This is a genomic window from Micromonospora sp. NPDC050417 (assembly GCF_044458865.1).
Taxonomy (GTDB): domain Bacteria; phylum Actinomycetota; class Actinomycetes; order Mycobacteriales; family Micromonosporaceae; genus Micromonospora_G.
In genome coordinates this window covers 68,196-84,142 of sequence record NZ_JBITIH010000014.1, presented here as the reverse complement: position 1 = coordinate 84,142, position 15,947 = coordinate 68,196, and the positions used below count along the sequence as shown (strand labels likewise).

General features: G+C 69.3%; 13 protein-coding genes. 8 read left to right on the top strand and 5 right to left on the bottom strand.

Annotation, left to right across the window (positions count from 1 at the left end; genetic code table 11):
• Positions 1-82: 82 nt before the first annotated feature.
• From ACIBF5_RS19225 to ACIBF5_RS19200, 6 genes are all read left to right on the top strand, one after another.
• Complete coding sequence (locus ACIBF5_RS19225) at positions 83-949, top strand: NAD(P)-binding domain-containing protein (RefSeq protein WP_396813363.1); 867 nt, start codon at positions 83-85, stop codon at positions 947-949.
• 276 nt (positions 950-1,225) lie between these two features.
• Complete coding sequence (locus ACIBF5_RS19220) at positions 1,226-2,239, top strand: ABC transporter substrate-binding protein (protein WP_396813361.1); 1,014 nt, start codon at positions 1,226-1,228, stop codon at positions 2,237-2,239.
• Positions 2,226-3,278, top strand: coding sequence for a FecCD family ABC transporter permease (locus ACIBF5_RS19215; protein WP_396813359.1), 1,053 nt, complete (start codon positions 2,226-2,228; stop codon positions 3,276-3,278). The genes ACIBF5_RS19220 and ACIBF5_RS19215 overlap by 14 nt, the downstream gene beginning before the upstream one ends.
• A gap of 10 nt (positions 3,279-3,288) precedes the next feature.
• Positions 3,289-4,356, top strand: a complete 1,068-nt coding sequence (locus tag ACIBF5_RS19210) for a FecCD family ABC transporter permease (RefSeq protein WP_396813599.1) — start codon at positions 3,289-3,291, stop codon at positions 4,354-4,356.
• The gene (locus ACIBF5_RS19205) at positions 4,353-5,126 is read left to right on the top strand and encodes an ABC transporter ATP-binding protein (protein WP_396813357.1); all 774 of its coding nucleotides are present in this window, start codon (positions 4,353-4,355) and stop codon (positions 5,124-5,126) included. The genes ACIBF5_RS19210 and ACIBF5_RS19205 overlap by 4 nt, the downstream gene beginning before the upstream one ends.
• A gap of 485 nt (positions 5,127-5,611) precedes the next feature.
• Positions 5,612-6,337: an alpha/beta hydrolase gene (locus ACIBF5_RS19200; protein WP_396813355.1), complete on the top strand. Its 726-nt coding sequence runs from the start codon at positions 5,612-5,614 to the stop codon at positions 6,335-6,337.
• 508 nt (positions 6,338-6,845) lie between these two features.
• Here ACIBF5_RS19200 and ACIBF5_RS19195 read toward each other — a convergent pair.
• On the bottom strand, positions 6,846-7,139 hold the full coding sequence (locus ACIBF5_RS19195) for a hypothetical protein (protein ID WP_396813353.1): 294 nt from the start codon (positions 7,137-7,139) through the stop codon (positions 6,846-6,848).
• Between the two features lie 227 nt (positions 7,140-7,366).
• On the opposite strand from ACIBF5_RS19195, the gene ACIBF5_RS19190 reads away from it, so the two are divergent.
• Positions 7,367-7,885 (top strand): fascin domain-containing protein, encoded by a 519-nt coding sequence (locus tag ACIBF5_RS19190; protein ID WP_396813351.1) that lies wholly within the window; start codon positions 7,367-7,369, stop codon positions 7,883-7,885.
• A 360-nt stretch (positions 7,886-8,245) separates the two neighbouring features.
• Here the strand turns inward: ACIBF5_RS19190 and ACIBF5_RS19185 are convergent, their stop codons facing one another.
• Positions 8,246-8,668, bottom strand: a complete 423-nt coding sequence (locus tag ACIBF5_RS19185) for a MerR family transcriptional regulator (RefSeq protein WP_396813349.1) — start codon at positions 8,666-8,668, stop codon at positions 8,246-8,248.
• 107 nt (positions 8,669-8,775) lie between these two features.
• On the opposite strand from ACIBF5_RS19185, the gene ACIBF5_RS19180 reads away from it, so the two are divergent.
• Positions 8,776-9,486, top strand: a complete 711-nt coding sequence (locus ACIBF5_RS19180) for an SDR family oxidoreductase (protein ID WP_396813346.1) — start codon at positions 8,776-8,778, stop codon at positions 9,484-9,486.
• A gap of 207 nt (positions 9,487-9,693) precedes the next feature.
• Here the strand turns inward: ACIBF5_RS19180 and ACIBF5_RS19175 are convergent, their stop codons facing one another.
• From ACIBF5_RS19175 to ACIBF5_RS19165, 3 genes are all read right to left on the bottom strand, one after another.
• Complete coding sequence (locus ACIBF5_RS19175; protein WP_396813344.1) at positions 9,694-10,146, bottom strand: GNAT family N-acetyltransferase; 453 nt, start codon at positions 10,144-10,146, stop codon at positions 9,694-9,696.
• A gap of 84 nt (positions 10,147-10,230) precedes the next feature.
• Positions 10,231-11,562, bottom strand: a complete 1,332-nt coding sequence (locus ACIBF5_RS19170; protein ID WP_396813342.1) for a M1 family metallopeptidase — start codon at positions 11,560-11,562, stop codon at positions 10,231-10,233.
• The gene (locus ACIBF5_RS19165) at positions 11,559-15,593 is read right to left on the bottom strand and encodes a Pls/PosA family non-ribosomal peptide synthetase (RefSeq protein WP_396813340.1); all 4,035 of its coding nucleotides are present in this window, start codon (positions 15,591-15,593) and stop codon (positions 11,559-11,561) included. Before ACIBF5_RS19165 ends, ACIBF5_RS19170 begins: the two co-directional genes overlap by 4 nt.
• Positions 15,594-15,947: the final 354 nt, after the last annotated feature.

Sequence of the window (15,947 nt, the reverse complement as noted above, 5' to 3'; positions counted from 1 at the left end):
TTGATCACGGCTGGCGGCACGCACACGTCACCACGGACGTTTGACTTGACCTCAAGTAATGTTGATGTTTGAGAATCGAGCCATGGTCGACGAGAAGAGGTCAGCGCCCCGGGTCGCGGTCATTGGCACGGGCGCCATCGGTGGCGCGGTGGTACGTCGACTGCTCGATGGTGGACACGAGGTCACGGTGTGGAACCGCACGGAAAGTCGTACGACCGAACTGGTGGCCGCGGGGGCACGACGAGCACGGTCCGTCCGGGAGGCACTGTCGACCGCCGCTCTCGCGCTCCTGACCCTCAAGGACTATCCGGCGGTACAGCAGTGCCTCGCCGAGCAAGACACGGACCTGTCCGGGCGGACGATCGTCGGGATGTACACGGGCACCGCCAGCGAAGCGCGGCTGGCCGCCCAGCAGGCCACCGCTCTGGGGGCGCAGTACCTGGACGCAGGAATTCAAGCCGCACCCGAGACGATCGGCACCAACGCCGCGACGATCCTCTACAGCGGCTCCCGACACGCATTCGAGCGGCACAGGCCGACCCTCGCGCTGCTGAGCAGCCCGCGCTTTGTCGGCGAAGCCCCGGAGGCGGCCGCCGTCTGGGACCTCGCCCTCTTCGGGGTGTGGTACGACGCCCAACTCGGCCTCCTACGAGCCCTTGAGGCCGCACGCGCGGCCGGCATCGACGTGGTGGAGTTCGCCCGGACGGCGGCGGCCCAACTCGGCCACGTGGTCGCCACAGTCCCCGCCACCGTCGCGGAGCTACGGCAGAACACCTATCCGCCGGGGCCGGCGAACCTCACCGAGCACCTGACGGTCCTCCGCCACCTCATCGACCTTCGGACCGGTCGCCACCTCGGCGATGGTGGACTACCCCAGGTGGCAGCGAGGATCGAAACGCTCGTCGAGGAGGGTCGCGGCGGCGATGGCCTGACCGCGACAGCCGGATAGCGTCCCGCCGACCGCCGCCTCCACTGCGGACAGCGCGGGCGCTGTCCGCAGCCCCACGGTCTCCCACCGCCCTGCCGCCACGCGGCGTGGCGGTGGCGGTGGCGGCATGAGGTCAAGTCGTGGGCGTACGCCCGCGTCGGCCGAGTTACGGCAGCTCAGGCATGGACCAGGTGAATCTGATCATGCTGGCTGGCCAAAACAGGAAGGTTTAGTTAGCCTAACCTAACTCTGCCCCTGGGGCTCAGTCAGTTTTCAGAGAGAACGGAAGATCTCACCATGCGAGCATGGCGTCCGGTCCTGGCCGTGACGGCGCTGAGCGCCGTACTCGCCGGGCTCGCCGGCTGTGGCAACGACTCCGACAGCGGCGACACTGCCGCCGCCTCCGGCCCCTGGTCGTTCACTGACGGGTCCGGCCAGGTCGTCAAGGCCGACAAGACCCCTACCCGGATCATCGCGCACGCCGGCGAGGCAGCGGCACTCATGTCCTTCGGCATCAAACCCGCCGGCATCTATGCCGACGAGTCGGTCAAAACCGACCCCAACCTGAAGAACCTCGACCTCACCGGGATCGAGATCCTCGGCGAGGAGTGGGGCAAGATCGACGTAGAGAAGGCCGCCGCCCTGCGGCCAGACCTGATCGTCGGCGACTGGTGGCCAGCCGAGAAGGCGCACAGCGGCATGGAGGAAGGCGTCGACGAGAAGAGCAAGAAGCTGGCCGAGCTGGCTCCCGTCGTCGGAGTGTCACAGGGCAAGTCCATCGTCGCGCTGGCCGAGGGTTACGAGGATCTCGCCGAGAGCCTCGGCGCCGACGTGAACAGCCCGCAGCTCGCCGCGAACAAGAAGCGCTTCGAGGCGGCTGTCGCCACCTTCAAGGAGGCGGTCGCCGGCAAGCCGACCCTGACCGTCGCCGCCATGTCGCCGGCCGACGACAAGGTGTACGTCGCCAACCCCGAGTACGCGCCCGAGCTGCTCGACCTGCAGGGCTGGGGCCTGAAGGTGATCAACCCGGCGAGCCCGGACCCGGGGTTCCCGTACTGGGAGAACCTCAGCTGGGAGAACGCGGACAAGTACCAACCGGACCTGATCCTGTGGGACGGCCGCTCCTTCACCGCCACGGCCAACGCGGAGTGGGGCAAGAAGCAGCCGACCTGGTTCAAGATCAAGGCAGCCAAGGCCGGGGCCGCCGCGTCCTGGCCCGCGTTCTGGCTGCACACGTACAGCGACTTCGCCACCGAGCTGGACAAGCTGACCGAGGCGGTCAGGGCCGCGGATCCGAATGTCGGCGACTAGCACATACCACAGGCCCGCCGCGACGCGGGGCGTACGGCGGGCCTCGACCCTCGGGCCGGGGCTCGCCGTCCTCCTCGTGCTACTCGCCGTCGTCGCGTTCCTGAGCGTGACGATGGGCTCGCGTTCCATCGGCCTGTCGGAGGTGCTGCACGCGTTCGGCAACCTGGACAGCGATGGGTCGATCAGCAGCACCATCACCCTGAAGATGCGGGTGCCCCGCACCTTGCTCGGCATCCTCGCCGGCGCCGCGCTCGGCGTCGCCGGGGCGATTCTGCAGGGCGTCACCCGCAACCCCCTCGCCGACGCCGGGATCCTCGGCATCAACTCCGGCGCCGCCGCGTTCGTCGTCTTCGCCATCACCGTGCTCGGCGTACGCGGCGTCGGCGTCTACGTCTGGTTCGCCTTCGCCGGAGCGATCACGGCACTCGCCCTGGTGTACGCGATCGCGTCGCTGGGCCGGGAGGGTGCCACACCGGTCAAACTGGCCCTCGCGGGAGCGGCCGTCACCGCTGGCCTGGTCTCGGTGACCAGCGGAATCGTGATGACGAACGTGGACGCGCTCAACGAGCTGCGGTTCTGGCAGGTGGGTTCGCTCGCCGGCCGGTACACCCCGATCCTGACCGGGGTCGCGCCGTTCCTGCTGCTCGGTCTGGCAGCGTCGCTGGGCTTCGGGCGTGCCCTCAACGGCCTCGCGCTCGGCGAGGACGTGGCCCGTGGCCTCGGCCAGCACGTCACCCGTACCCGTGCGGCGGCCTTCGCCGTGGTGGCCGTACTCGCCGGTGCGGCCACCGCCGCCTGTGGGCCGATCGTCTTCGTCGGGCTCGTCGTGCCACACGTGGCACGGTTCATCTGCGGTCCCGACTACCGGTGGATCCTGCCGTACACGATGCTGCTGGCACCCATCGTTCTCCTCCTTGCCGACGTGCTCGGCCGGGTGGCCGCCGCCCCCGACGAACTGCAGGTCGGTGTGGTCCTCGGGGTGCTCGGCGCACCCGCGTTCGTCGCGATCGTGCGCTACGTCCGACTGTCGGAGGTGTGAGCGGGTGACCATGACGACCGACACGACGGACCTGGGCATCGAGCCACCCCGGGTAGCCACGGCGCTGCGTGCCAACCGACGGCACCGGGCCGGCCGTTCCGTCGTGGTGACGAGCGCACTGGCTGGGGCCGTGGCAGCCCTCTTCGTGTTCACCATGATGGTGGGCAGCTTCCGCATCGGTGCCGGAGAGGTCATCGCCTCGGTGCTGCATCTCTCCGACAACCCCAGCGTCGACTTCGTCGTCCGCGGCCTGCGGCTGCCAACCGCCGCCTCCGCCCTGGCGGTCGGCCTCGCGCTGGGCGCCTCCGGGACGATCTTCCAACAGGTGCTGCGCAACCCACTCGCCTCCCCGGACTTCGTCGGCATCACCTCCGGAGCTGGGCTGGCCGCCGTCACCGGAATCGTGCTCCTCGGCGCCGGCGGGCTCGTCGTCAGCGGGCTCGCCCTCGGCGGGGCGATCGTCGCCGCCCTGCTGATGTACGTGCTGGCCTGGCGCGACGGCGTCTCCGGCTACCGCTTCATCCTCATCGGCATCGGCGTGGCAGCCTTCCTCGAAGGACTCATCGGTTACGTGCTCAGTCGGGCCCAACTCTTCGAGGCCCGCCAGGCCATGCACTGGCTGACCGGCTCGGTCGGGCAGGCCAGCACCACCGAACTGCGTCTGCTGATGGGCGCACTGCTCGTCCTCCTGCCCCTGGCGATACTGCTCCAGCGGCCCCTGCGGGCCCTCGAACTCGGCGACGACACCGCCCGCACCCTGGGCACCCGGACCGAACTCAGCCGCGCCGGCCTGATCGCTACCGCAGTCGTGCTGGTCGCCCTGGCGGTTTCCGTTGCCGGGCCCATTGTCTTCGTCGCCCTGGTGGCCGGGCCGATCGCCAACCGGCTCCTCGGCCCGGCCACCGGTGGCGTCCTCGCCGCCGCCCTGGTCGGCGCCGCGCTGCTACTCAGCGCCGACCTCGTCGCCGTGCACCTGATGCCCACACCGCTACCCACCGGCGTGGTCACCGGCGCGGTCGGTGCCCCCTACCTGCTGTGGCTGCTGGCCACCACGAACCGGCAAGGAGCGGGCGGATGACCCGACTGCGCGCCGAGGGGCTGACCCTCGGGTACGACGAACGGACCGTCGTCACCAACCTCGACGTCACGGTGCTCGACGGCAAGGTCACCGCGATCGTCGGTGCCAACGCCTGCGGTAAGTCCACCTTGCTGCGCGGCCTGGCCCGGCTGCTCCCCGCGCGCGGCGGCGCCGTCACGCTCGACGGCAAGAACCTCGCGGACATGCGGACCTCCGACGTCGCCAAGGTGCTCGGGCTCCTCCCCCAGACCCCTGTCGCACCCGACGGGATAACCGTCGCCGACCTCGTCTCACGGGGCCGCTATCCCCATCAGGGCTGGTTCCGGCGATGGACCGACCGTGACCATGACGCGGTCGCCCAAGCGCTCGACGCCACCGGCACCGCGGACCTGATCGACCGCCCGATCCGGCAGCTCTCCGGCGGCCAACGCCAACGCGTCTGGGTCGCCATGGCCCTGGCCCAGGACACCGACCTGCTGCTCCTCGACGAGCCCACCACCTACCTGGACATCAACCACCAGGTCGAGTTGCTGCGGCTGCTACGCAAGCTGAACTCCGAATCCGGCAAGACGATCGTCATCGTCCTGCACGACCTGAACCTCGCCTGCCGGTTCAGCGACCACCTGATCGCGATGTCGAACGGCACGATCGTCGCCGAGGGAACCCCCACCGACGTGGTCACGGCCGAGCTGGTCGAACGGGTCTTCGGTCTCAGCTGCCTCATCGTCGCGGACCCGATCGCGGGCACACCCATGATCGTGCCCGCCTGACCCGAATATCTATGGCCTCATCCCGAACGGTCCGCATCACCGCCTCGCGGCGGCAGATCCGTCCCGACGCTCCCCGCCGCCGCCTCGGGGACGTCCACCGCCGCGAGATCAGGTTGCGATGCCAGCGCGACAACGTGGCGGGGGCCAGCGGGCCGTGACCGCCCGGCAGCGGTGGCAACAGGTCCACGACCTACTCGACCAGGGCGGGACCCAGGAAGGGAACGCGGGCCACGCCGTCGGATGTGATCGGTGAGCTCACATCGCACCGTAACCGCGTACGGCCTCCCCGGCGTCCGGCCACGCAGCCTGTAGAGAAACACGTTTGGCGGATCACGGCGACCGCTGCTAGTTTGCCGAAGGCCGTGCAAGAGACCGAGGAGGTGGTACCCGTGAACGTTTCGACATGGGTGCTCCCCTCTGGGGTCACGGTCGGGCGATAGGTCGTCCGGGAGCGCCGCTCAGGAGCACTCCCGAAAGGCACGACCATGCAGTTCACTTCTGAACAGCGTCTCGACGACGGCGTCCTCGAACGCGAATTCATCCTCGGCAAAATCCCCGGCGTCCTGTGGACGCCCGAATCCGCACCGGCGCCGCTGATCCTGCTCGGCCACCCCGGCGGACTCCAGAAGATGTACCCCCGACTGGTGGCCCGGGCCCGGCACTCCGCGGCGGAGGGCTTCGCCTCGGCCACCATCGAGCTCCCCGGAAGCGGTGACCGGCCCCGGTCCGCCGCCGCTGAGGCGGCCCGCGCCGACCTGCACCGGGCGCTGGAAGCCGGCGAGCCGGTCAACGACGAGATCGTCAACCGCCTCGTCCTCCCACTGGTCGAAAAGGCTGTCCCGGAATGGCAGGCCGCTCTGGACGCCCTCCTCTCGTTGCCCGAGATCGCCGGCCGGGTCGGGTACGCGGGAGGAGTGATCGCCATCGGCACGCGGCTGGCGGTGATCGAACCGCGTATCTCGGCCGCCCTTCTGTTCGCCGGGAGTTTCGTGCCCCGCACCATTTTCGAGGAGGCCCGGCAGGTCACCATTCCACTGCAGGTCCTGTTGCAGTGGGACGACGAAGGCAACGACCGGCAACTGGCCCTGGACCTGTTCGACGCCTTCGGCTCCAAGGAGAAGACGCTGCACGCCAACATGGGTGGGCACACCGGCGTCCCACAGTTCGAGGGGGACGACGGGAACCGGTTCTTCGCCCGGCACCTGAAGTGAGGCTCGGCCGTAAGGCCGGGAACAGGCGATAGGAGCCGTCGGCCAGGACGCCACTCATCGGGACAGGCCCCGAGGCCCTCCTCGACGGCTATCCGGCAGCCCCGACCATGGCGGTACCGACCATCGGTGGTACCAGACGGTCGAGGCGGAGTTCTGCTGCTGGTGTCCGGCCTGACCTCTGCGAGATCATGACCAGCCGTCACAAGATCAGCGACGGCTGGTCATGACGGATGAGATGTAACTCTGCGGAGGACCGCCGTGACCGGCCATGCCACGAGCCAACTCTCGCTACCTTCGCTTTCCGAGCGATGCGGATTGAGGTACCCACCACGGAGCCCTCTGATCGTCGAGTATGACCGGTAGCTGCCCCTGGCCATCACCCTGACAGCGATTCCGGACAGGTCCATCAGCCTGCTGAAGACAATTCCGAAGGGATGCGGCTCCGGCTCCCCGGCAGCTACGGAACTCGGCCCGATGACCACGTCACCAAGCTTCGCTTGAAATCGGATCAGCCGATCATCTTCAAACCGCACCCGGCCCGAAACGGCAAGGTATCCGCAGCACCGCCGCGTGCCATTCCAAGCAAGGGCACCTCGACGACTCCCTGCCCGCCTTCCTTCTTCGGAGTCTCGCACAGGTAGGCGGGCCCTACCTGGGTGACGCGCCAAGCGCGGTTCCACCACGGCAGCGCAACAAGCAGTTCAGCGAAGGTCACCACAGACAGTTCGACCGCATCAACGACCACACTGGATAGATGTGACAGGAAAGTCTTGAACAGTCGCGAGAACGCCGCCGCGCCCATGGGCCGTACGCTTCCGCGATTCCGGTGATTGTGCCGCGACTCGGACATTTGCGATCAGATGCCACCGTCCCCTCTGGATCGCGATGATGTGAGCATTTAGGTCAATTTCGGGTTTCGCCGCATCCATCCACGATCGTCGTTACGTTCGGCTCGCGCCAAGCATCGACCCTTATCTCTCTGCGACGGTCTGGTTATCGTGAGTATCCCCTACAGGAGGAGATGACCACATGCCGTTGTCAGTACCGGACTTCGCGGCGCTCGGAAACAAGCCGATCACGATCCAGTCGACGTTCTTTCCGAATGTGTATCTGCGCATGGACGGCGCCGGGGTGACGACCTTCACCGGCTCCGGCGGCGGGAAGGTCAACTGTCAATTCGGTGCGGGCCCCCTGGAGAAGTTCAGGCTTCGCGCGAATGGGGACGGCTCGTACTCCTTCGAGTCGGTGGCCTTCGCGAACGTGTATCTCCGCATGGACGGTGCCGGGTTGCCGGCCGTCACCTCGGGGCCCGGCGGTGGGACGGTCAACTGCCAGTTCGGCGCGGAGCCCTACGAGAAGTTCAAGCTTCACGCGCAGGCGGACGGTTCGTTCTCCTTCGAGTCGGCTACGGCCTTTCCGAACGCGTACCTGCGCCTGGTCGGCTCCGGGGTGACGGCCCCCACCGATTCTGGCAGCGGGATCGTCAACTGTCAGTTCAATGCCAACGGCGGCGGCCACGAGAAATTCCTTCTGGACGTGACCAACTAGCCGCAACGCCGGTTCTTCAGTCGGCATAGCGCCGCCTACTCTTGACGCTTTCGCGTTGACGATCTTGCATCTCCGCGCCCGACAGGGCCGGGTGACGGGGGGGTGCCCCGAGAGGCACTCTCGTCCCCCGGCCCTCGTCGCGCGCTCAGGCGGCAGCCTGGTCGGCGTCCGTCCGATACAGCCGACCGAGAGCGCGTTTCGCATGTGTCAGTCAGGTGTGTTGAGGGTGCGGCGTTGTTGGCGGGCGGCGGGGCCGCCTCAAGTGAGGCCGCCGAGCATGCCGGCGAGTTGTCGAGTGCGACCCGAGATGATGCAGAGTTGAGCCATCTGAGCACCCACACACCGTGGTCCTGCTCCCCGTTACCCAGTCCGCGAAACCGCCAATGTGTGTGCGCCTCCGTATTCCATGGAGGCGCCACCGTCCACCAGGGTGCAGCCGCTGGCCGGGCTCTCACTGAAGGCGATGACGTCGTCGAGGCGATCCCTGGCCCGGGTGAGCTGGCCGATCTGGTGGTCGATGCGGTCACGTTCGACGCGTAACAGGGCGCGGGACTGCGGGGTGTTCACTTTCGCGTCCACGCAGGGCAGCAGGTCGAGGATGGTCCTGCTGGGCAGGCCGGCGGCGTACAGCGTCTGGATCAGGTGCACGCGGTCGACGGCGCTGTCGGGGTAGTGGCGCTGACCACCACTGCTGCGCTCCGGGATCAGGAGGGCCTGTTCCTCGTAGTAACGCAGGGCCCGTACGGACACCCCTGACTTCGTGGCGAGTTCACCGATCCGCATGGTTCCTCCCTTGAGGGGTGACGCCGACCACATTCGACTTGTATCTCACGTCCACGTGAGGTTCTAGCGTAACTCGCGTACGGAGCCCCACCCCATCGGAGGAACTCATGCGGATCTCTGGTTCGATCGCGCTCGTCACCGGCGCCAACCGTGGCATCGGCCGGCATTTCACCGAGGAACTGCTCAAGCGAGGCGCGGCAAAGGTGTACGCCACCGCCCGCGATCCGGAGCTGATCGACACCCCCGGCGTCGAGAGACTGCGCCTGGACATCACCGACCAGGAGGCGATCGAAACGGTTGCCGCAGCGGCGCCCGACACCACCCTGCTGATCAACAACGCGGGGGTCAACACCTGGACGAACCTGGTCGACGGCGATCTGGCCAAGATCCGGTTGGAGCTCGCCACCCACTTCTACGGTCCACTCGGCATGGCACGAGCCTTCGCGCCGGTGCTCGCCGGCAACGGCGGTGGAGCGATCCTCAACGTACTCTCCGCGATGTCCTGGTTCTCCTACGACGGCGCCAACGCGTACGGCGTGGGAAAGGCAGCCGGCTGGAGCCTCACCAACGGAATCCGGATCGAACTGGCCGGACAGGGAACACTGGTGACCGGTCTGCATCTCGGCGCCGCCGACACCGACATGTCGGCCGGGTACGACGGCGACAAGATGGACCCTGCGGAGATCGTCCGGCTCGCCCTCGACGGCATCGAGGCCGGCAAACTGGAGGTCGTAGCCGACGAGTGGAGCGCCCACGTGAAGGCGTCACTCGCCGCGGACCCGAGCGCCTTCTACTACCTGGCTCCCGCAGCCGGCTGACGGGTGGACGATGATCCATCCGCCGGAATCGCGCGAGCGCTGGCCACCCGTCCGGAACACCCGAGAAACGGGGTAGTGGGCCGGCGGTGGGCTGGCATCCTGACGGTCGGCGTCCGGGGTGGCCGGGAGGTGGCCCCTTCCGGCCACCCGCCGGGCTACGCGGAGCCCTCGATGATTGAGGACGGGTCGGTGGCCGAGACAGTGCCCTCAGTAGAAGCGGACGTACGTCACCCCATCGAGATCATCGGCGTAGTAGCGGCTCATGACGTAGTCCTGCGTGAACCCCATTGCCTCGTAGAAGCCCCGACCAAGCAGGTTGTCGACCGGGGTGTCCACGTGTACGCCGCGGGCGCCGTGCGAACGGAGATACCCCTCGGCCGCGGTGACCAACGCCCGGGCGACGCCGCCCCGACGGGCGCCGGGATCCACGGCCAGCCCGTGAATCTGACCCAACATGTTCCACCGTGCCAGCACTGCCGACACGTAACCGATCACGTGCCCGTCCGCTGTGGCGACGTAGACGCATCCGTCAGACGAAAGCGCCAACCGCGCCACCGCGCCGAGCTGCCCGTCGACGTAGCGCTGCTCCCAGCCGAGCGAACCCAACACAGCGCCCACTCCGGCGGTGTGGGCACTTTCCGCGTACTCGATGACCTGCACGGACCGGCAACCTCACTGATGTCGTGGCGGCCCGGAAACCCCGGATTCGACCACTGATTCGGACGTGACGACAACCGCAGCCGGTCAGGACGGCAGCGGCGGCAGCGGCCGCTCGTACAGCCACGCGGCGAACAGCCCATCAAGTGGCCGCGACGAGTGCCGCTGCGCCAAGGCGACAAACTCTCCGGTGGTCACCGTCGCGTGCTGGTGTGCCCGCGTCCACTCTCGGAGCAGGGCGACGAACGGCTCGTCACCGATGGCCAGGCGCAGGGCGTGCAGGGCGAGCGCGCCACGCTGGTACACCCGGTCGTCGAACATCCGCCGCACCCCAGGATCGGCTACCCGCAGGTCCTGGGGCAACGCCGCCACCATGGCCCACGACTGTGCCGCGTGCGCGCCGGCCGGTGCCCCGCCGGACAGTTCCGACCACAGCCACTCCGCGTACTTCGCGAACCCCTCGTTGAGCCAGATGTGGCGCCAGTCGGCGACGGTCAGGCTGTTACCGAACCACTGGTGCGCCAGTTCGTGGGCGACGAGTCGCTCGAACCCGCGCCGTCCGTCGACGTGGTTGGCACCGAAGACCGACAGACCGTGGGCCTCGACCGGCACCTCCAGGGCCTCGTCGACCACCACGACCGTGTACTCCCCGAACGGGTACGGGCCGAACAGGCGCTCGAACGTCGTCATCATCTCCGACTGTCGCCCGAAGTCGTGCCTGGCGGCGGTGAGCAGACGCGACGGTACGGCGGCACGCTGAGTGACCGGACCGGCATCGAAGCCGATCAGGTGATAACGTCCGATTTGGACGGTCGCGAGATAGCTGGACATCGGCGCGTTCTGCTCGTACACCCACGTGGTCGAGTGGGGTCCGGTCACGTGTGAGACGAGGGCACCGTTGGCGATGACGGAGTAGCGCGAGCCGGCGGTCACCGCGATCCGGTAGGTGGCCTTGTCGCCCGGGTGGTCGTTGCACGGAAACCAGGACGGTGCTCCCGTCGGCTGGCTCGCCACGAGTGCCCCGTCGTCGATCCGCTCCCACCCGAGGTCACCCCAGCGGGAGGGGATCGGTCGGGGTTCGCCGGCGTACCGCACCGTGACCGTGAACGGCGTGCCAGCGGGTAGCGGCGCCGCCGGCTTGATCCGCAGCTTGCCGGCATGGTGACGGTAGCGGACCTCCGCGCCGTCGACCAGGACCCGGTCGACCCGGAACCTGCCGAGGTCCAGGCTGAACTCCGTCAGGTTACGGTCCGTCGTCGCGGAGATCGTCGCCTGCCCGGAGAGCCGTCCGGGTCCGGTCCGGTAGTCCAGCTCAAGGTCGTAGTGGTCTGTCCGGTAGCCAGCGTTGCCGTGGTCGGGCAGGTACGGGTCCAGTGGGGTACCGCTGACCGACCCCCGTGAAAGGTGCCTCGCGCTCATCCCCGACGCGTCCCGCCCACCGCCCAGGCGGCAATCGGGTTGCCCAGCCAACGGCTTCCGCCCGGCACCGTCTCACCAGCCATGACGAGTGACGCCGGCCCGATCGTGGCGTGCTCCCCCACCGTCGCCCCGGGCAGCACGATCCCGTGCGGGCCGAGCGTCGCCCCCTCCCCGAGGGTCACCCGGTCCATACGCATGATCCGATCATGGAACAGGTGCGTCTGCACGACGCAGCCACGGTTGACGGCAGCGCCGTCACCGATCCTGATCAGGTCGGTCTCCGGCAACCAGTAGGTCTCGCACCACACCCCGCGACCGATCCGCGCGCCGAGGGAGCGCAACCAGAGGTTCATCAGCGGCGTGCCTCCGACCGCGCCGGCGAGCCACGGCACGGCGAGGACCTCGACGAAGGTGTCGGCGAGCTCGTTACGCCACACGAACCCGCTCCACAGCGGGCGCTCCCGGACCCGGAAAGCACCCACCAGCACCCACTTCGCCAAGGCGGCGACGACACCGGCGGCGAGACCGGCGGCAAGCAACAACGCACCGCCCGCGACGAGTGCGGCGACGTACCCGTAGCCGGCGGTGAGCACCTCGAACGCGGCGAGGGTCACGACGGCGAGCGCGACCGTACACATCACCGGGATGACGCGGCACAGTTCGACGAGGGCACGGGCCACCATCAACCGCGCCGGCGGCTCGAACGTCCGGCTCTGGTCACCCTGCTTCACCGTGCGCGGCAGCTTCATCGGCGGCATACCAAGGTACGAGCTGCCCGCCTTGGCCCCCTTCGGCGTGGCTGACAGCACGCCGACCAGCCCCCGCTTGGGTACGGCACGGCCGGGTGCGGTCATGCCCGAGTTGCCGAGAAACGCCCGCTTGCCTACCCGGGCGGCGCCGAGACGCAGCCAACCCCCACCCAGCTCGTACGAGGCGACCATGGTGTCGTCGGCGAGGAACGCGCCATCACCGATGGTGGTCATCGCGGGCAGCGCGAGCACGGTCGACGCCTCGACCCGACGCCCGACCCGCATACCCAGCGCACGCAGCCAGACCGGGGTGAACAGGCTCGCGTACAGCGGGAACAGGCCAACTCGCGCCAGGTTCATCAGGCGCTCGGTCGCCCACGCCTGCCATGCGACCCGGCTGTGTACGGGGTGGTAACCGGCGCGCAGACCGATGCTGAGCGCGCGTACGAACAGGAGGACGAGCAGTGCGTACGCGGCCATCCCCAGCACGGTGGCGAGCGGTACGCCGGCCAGTCCCCGGACAAGGGCGGTCTGGACGGTGGTGGCGCCACGCAGGAACCAGCCGAGCGTGAGCAGGCCCGGTACCGCCGCGATCATCGGCAGGAAGCCGAGGGCGAGCGAGGTCAGCCCGTACGCCAGGGCCCAGCGGCCGGCCCGGTCGGGGCGGCGCTGCGGCCAACGGCGTGCCGCCTTGCCGGATCGGGTCGCCGGGACGCCCGCCCAGCGCTGCCCGGCGGGCACCGAGCCCAGCACGCACGACCCGGGCGCGACCTCTGCCCGCTTGCCGATCCGCGCGCCGGGCATCAGCGTGCTGCGGGCGCCGACCGACGCATCGGCATCGATCCGAATCCGCCCGATATGGACGACGTCGCCGTCGACCCAGTAGCCGGACAGGTCGACCTCCGGCTCGATCGCGGCCCCCTGCCCCAGCCGGAGCATGCCGGTCACCGGTGGCAGGGAGTGCAGATCGACACCGGAGGCGATCTTCACACCAAGCGCCCGGGCGTAGTAGGTGTTCCACACGCCGGCGAGGTTGGTCGCGCCGCTCGCCGTCACAAGCCGCTCGGCAGCCCAGAGTCGCAGGTGGACGCCGCCGCCTCGTGGGTAACTGCCCGGTCGCAGACGGGACAGCAGCAGTCGGGCGCCGCCGGCCGCGATCGCGATCCGGCCCGGCGGACTGACGACCAGCAGCCAGCCGACCAGGACCCACCACCACGACACCGTGGGTGCCCACGGGTACGACCCGGAGAGGGCGAGTACCCCGTTGATCGCCGCCAGCGCCACGACCCAACGCAGCCCGACCACGCCGAAGAGCGGCAGCATCAGGAGGGTCTGCACGAGACCGGTACGTCTCGGCGTCGGGCGGACCGTGCGGGTGGGAGCCTGCGCGACCTGGAAGTCGTCGAGCCGACGCGCCAGCGCACGCAGCGTCGGATGCTGGTACACGTCACTCACCGACGCACCGGGGTAACGGTCCCGGAGCAACGTGAGCAGTTGCGCGGCGCTGAGGCTGGAGCCGCCGCCAGCGAAGAAGTCGTCGTCCGGCCCGCTCGGCGCGACACCGAGGATCTCGCCCCAGCACTCGGCCAACCAGGCCTCGGTGCCCTCCAGACGGAGGACGGCCGCAGTCGCCTCCAGTTCCGGCAACGGCCACGGCAACGCGGCGCGGTCGACCTTGCCCGACGTCCGGGTGGGCAGGGCCTCGACCGTGGCGATCAGCGGAACCAACGCGGCCGGTAACACGTCACGCAGCCGCTCCACCGCCGTCGCCTTGTCGAAGCCCTCCCCCGGTGCCGGCACGACGTATCCCACCAGGAGCTGGTTGCCGTGCCGGGCCACGCGTACCGCAGCCGCCGCCCCGGCGACACCCGGCAGCGCCTGCAACGCCGCGTCGACCTCCCCCAGTTCGATCCGGCGCCCGCCCAGCTTGACCTGTTCGTCGGCCCGGCCGACGAACAGGAGGCCCTCGGGTTCGGCGCGGACCAGGTCACCGCTGCGGTAGGCGCGCGGCCAGCCCAGTGCCGGTAGCGCGGTGAACTTCTCCGCGTCCTTGGCCGCGTCGAGGTAGCGGGCGAGCCCGACGCCCCCGATGACCAGCTCGCCGACCTCGCCCATGGGGACTACCTCGCCCCGGGCGTCCACGACCACCAACTCCCAGCCGTCGAGTGGCAACCCGATGCGGACCGGACCGTCGCCGGTCAGCCGCGCGGCGCAGGCGACCACCGTGGCCTCCGTGGGCCCGTACGTGTTCCACACCTCGCGGTCCTCGACCGCCAGTCGCTCGACAAGTTCCGGCGGGCATGCCTCGCCGCCGAAGATGAGCAGCCGTACGTTGTCGAGTGCCTCGACCGGCCACAGGGTGGCGAGTGTCGGAACGGTGGACACAATGGTGATCCGCTGCTCGACCAGCCAGGGTCCGAGATCCGTGCCCGTACGCACCAGCGAACGCGGCGCGGCGACCAGGCACGCGCCGTGCCGCCACGCCAGCCACATCTCCTCACAGGATGCGTCGAACGCGACCGAGAGCCCGGCGAGTACGCGGTCACCGGGCCCGATCGGCTCGTCGAGCAGGAAGAGCCCCGCCTCGGCGTCGACGAACGCGGCAGCGGCGCGGTGGGTCACCGCGACGCCCTTCGGTCGCCCCGTCGATCCGGAGGTGAAGATGATCCAGGCGTCGTCGTCGGGACCCGGGCGGCGTGCCTGCCCGCCAGGCGCGTGGCGTGCTACCAGCGTCTCGTCGGGGCCGATGACGGCGCACACGTCCGCTTCGGTGAACACCAGCTCGGCCCGTTCGTCCGGGTCGTCCGCGTCCACCGGCACGTACGCCGCGCCGGCGGCCAACACGGCGAGGATCGAGACGTACAGGCCGACAGTGCCCGAGGGTGCCCGTACGCCGACCCGGTCCCCCACACCGATCCCCGTCAGGACCATCCGTTCGCGCAACTCGTCGACGCGGGCTTCGAGATCGCGGTAGCTCAACAGCGTGGCCCCGTCGTCGACAGCCGGCGCGTGCGGATGCCGACGCGCGGTCTGGCTGAGGATGTCGAGCAACGTACGAGCGGTCGGCGCGGCCTGTCCGGGATACACCGCCAGCGGCACGTCGGGCGCGACCGTCGGTGCGACGATTCCTGGGCGGAGCGCTTCGCCCGTACCGGCGGAGAGCGCCTCGACCGGGCCGGCGGCAGGCGCCTCGACCGGGCCGGCGGCAGGCGCCTCGACCGGACCGATCAGGGCGCCTGGGTTCTCGGTCCGATCATCGACGCCTGCCAGGTACACGCGCATGCTCCACCCTCCGACGAACCTGAACTGCACCCGCGTGGCGAAGGCGTTCCCAGCCCATCGGCTACCCGGCTCAAGGTCAACGTGGCGATCCGCACGATGGCAACGCCTGCGGCGTGTCAGGAACTCGGCGCATCGATTCTCAGGTCGCGGGGACGGCGCGACCACCGGCCGAAAAGCTTAACGCGAAGCGGGTCTTCTTCGCGCCGCCAGCGGCAATCCGGTGCCCGTTATCACACGGCCGAACTGCCCATCAGGGCCTGTGGCCGGGCGAACCGCCGCCAGCGCGGATCCGTACCCGACACGGAGGCAGGCGGCGTGTCGGCGACCAGTGTGCTGGCATCACCGGGGTTCAGC